The following is a 2806-nucleotide window of genomic DNA, read 5'->3' on the forward strand; positions in this document are numbered from 1 at the left end:
AGCCTGGACCGTGTCAACAAGCAACTTTCGGCCTCGCGCGGCACGTTTCGCCAAAAGGTGCATATCGGTGTGCTCGTGGCTACTGTGGCTCTCGTCGCCTACGGTGCCATCATTATCTGGTCGGCTTCGCAGTTTAAGGCCGACGCTTCGTTCTCACGCCATCTGCTGGGAATTGGCATCGGAGCGGTGCTGGCGGTGCTGGTCTGGCGTACCGACCTGCGCGGTATTTCCAATTTCTCGACGGCGTTGCTCGTCATCGACCTGATCGTGATCCTCTCGCCCAAGATTCCGGGTCTGTCCTATACAGGCGGTCTGGGCATGACGGGCTGGATCAAGATTCCCGGTATCGGCTTGACATTCCAGCCGGTTGAGCTTGCCAAGCTCATCACCATCTTCTTTATTGCTACGCTTGGCTCGCAGTATAACGGTCGCATCGATACCGTTCGCGACTACGTCAAGCTCTGCGGCATGCTGTCCATTCCGTTTTTGGCCGTCGTTGCCATGGGCGACCTGGGCTCGGGCCTGGTCGTGCTTGTTTCGGGCGCCATCGTCATTTGTATGAGCGGTGCACGCCGCGAATGGGTGCTGTCGACTCTGGCCCTGCTCGTGGGCCTGGTGGCCCTCGTTCTGGCGCTCGATTCGGTCTTTGATTCGTTGCTCGGCCACGATGTGCTCATCAAGCAGTATCAGATGAACCGTCTGACGGTCTTTATCGACCCCGATAATGCCGATTCGGACGATGCCTACAACCTGCAGCAGTCGCTTATCGCCGTTGGCTCGGGCGGCTTCTTTGGTAAGGGTTTGGGCCATGCGACGCAGTCGGCCGGCGGCTTTCTGCCTGAGTTCCACACCGACTTCGTCTTCGCCTTTTTGTCCGAGACCTTTGGTTTTTGCGGTTCCTTTTTTCTCCTGTGCCTCTACGTGCTGCTGATCTTTTCGACGATTCGCGTCGCCTTTAAGTGTGAGTCGCTGTTCCTGCGTCTGTCGTGTGTGGGCATCGTTGGCATGTGGGCGTTCCAGACCTTCGAAAACATCGGCATGTGCATCGGCATGATGCCGATTACCGGTATTCCGCTACCGTTTATTAGCTTTGGTTCGTCTTCGATGATGATCCAACTGCTGACGGTGGGTATCGTACAATCCATATGGCGGCATCGTTCGGGCGCCGCGTAACCGCTGGAGGGGTTTGCTATGAAAATTCCCGTAGATAAGCTGACCCGCGCTTTTAAGATGGGCGCGTCCGTTAAGAAGGATTCCGATACGCCGGTGCGCGTCTCGGTCTATCTGGATTCGTCCGCCTCGCGCTTTCTGGCCGAGACGGTGCGTGACGCCTTTGTGCCGCAGACGACCTCGGGCATTGTGCGCGTCGAGCGTCTGGGGGAGGAGCGAATTGCTCCAAAGACCGATACCGATGTGGTGCTGGTGCTCTCGTGTGGTTCCGACCGCTTGGAGAGTGCCGTGCAGGAGCTCGTGATCGCCGGCGCGCCCGTGTGCGTGCTTGCCGAGTCTGCTGTGGAGGTGCCGTTTATCGAGGAGTCCACGCCCATGCTCGGTGTGGTGGCGGCAACCGATAAGACGTATCTGCTCGAGACGCTTGCCCGCTGGATTCTCGATCGCACCGACAAGGAAACGGCTTTTGCGGCGAACTTTGCCTTCATGCGCATCGCGGCGGCCAATCGTATCATCACCTCGTGTGCGCTCACCAATATGGCGACCGGGGCTTTGGTGTTTTTGCCGGGCACCGATTATCCCGTTATGGCGCTGGCGCAGGTGGGCATGCTCTTTGAGCTCGCTGCCGTCTTTGGACGCGGCATTAAGCCTGAGCGCGGCTACGAGGTCGCGGGCGTGCTTGCCGGCGGTCTTGTGATCCGCGCGGTCACCCGCGCGCTCGTCAAGCAGACGCCGCATATTGGGTTTGCCGTCAAGGCGCTCGCTGCTGCCGCGGGCACCTATGGCATGGGCCGTGCGCTCGTTTCGCTCTACGAGCGCGATGTCGACTACAGCCGTGCTAACGAGGTGGTCACTGCCACGTTTTCCCGCGTTCGCGATCTGGTGACTGCGGTCGCGGGCGCTACCCGTCCTATGGCGTCCTATCAGGACGCATCAGATCTCGCTGCTTAGGGGTTTTCCGTTGCGCGTTGCATACCAAGACTGTTTTCATTTAATTGAGCCGTTGCTCGCCAAGGTCGAGAAGCCGAGTCGCTATATCGATCACGAGTGGGGTACGCTTTCCAAGGCCGATGCCGACTACCGTTGCTGCCTGATCTACCCGGATGTGTACGAGGTCGGTCTGCCCAACCAGGGCATCGCCATCCTCTACAACATCCTTAACCAGGCCGAGGGCATCTCCTGCGAGCGCGGCTATGTGCCGTGGCCCGATATGGGTGACGCCATGCGCGAGGCAGGCATTCCGCTGCTGTCGCTCGAGGGTGCAGCGCCGGTCGCTTCGTTTGATATCGTCGGCCTGCATGTGCCGCACGAGATGGCGGTGACGAACTTCCTCGAGGCACTCGACCTCGCTGGCATTCCGCTGTTAGCGGCCGACCGAGGTGAAGACGACCCTATCATCATCGCCGGCGGCCCCTCGGTGTACAACCCCGAGCCGTACGCGGCCTTCTTCGATGCCATCCTCATCGGTGAGGGCGAGGAATCGCTGCTCGAGACCTGCCAGCTGCATCGCCGCCTGCGTGACGAAGGGGTCCCGCGCGCGCAGATTGTCGAGCAGCTTGCATCCATTGCCGGCAACTACGTGCCGTCGCTCTATGAGGTTCGTCACGACGAGCCCTGCTCGCCGCATGGCTACACC

At 60.0% G+C, this 2806-nt stretch carries 2 protein-coding genes and 1 pseudogene; all 3 read left to right on the forward strand.

The window, feature by feature from the left end:
- Nucleotides 1–1173: FtsW/RodA/SpoVE family cell cycle protein (locus ABHR76_RS09845; RefSeq protein WP_346977617.1), on the forward strand; the 1173-nt coding region annotated here is incomplete at its 5' end.
- 18 nt (nucleotides 1174–1191) lie between these two features.
- Complete coding sequence (locus tag ABHR76_RS09850; RefSeq protein ID WP_035138588.1) at nucleotides 1192–2121, forward strand: YcjF family protein; 930 nt, start codon at nucleotides 1192–1194, stop codon at nucleotides 2119–2121.
- A gap of 10 nt (nucleotides 2122–2131) precedes the next feature.
- Nucleotides 2132–2806 (forward strand): annotated as a pseudogene (locus ABHR76_RS09855) (TIGR03960 family B12-binding radical SAM protein); the annotation flags it as partial.

This window comes from Collinsella aerofaciens (genome assembly GCF_039752985.1).
Lineage (GTDB): Bacteria > Actinomycetota > Coriobacteriia > Coriobacteriales > Coriobacteriaceae > Collinsella > Collinsella aerofaciens_BT.

What these genes read in the sequence shown, in the direction of transcription:
- ABHR76_RS09850 (WP_035138588.1), top strand. Translation starts at nt 1,192, where the DNA reads ATGAAAATTCCCGTAGATAAGCTGACCCGCGCTTTTAAGATGGGCGCG.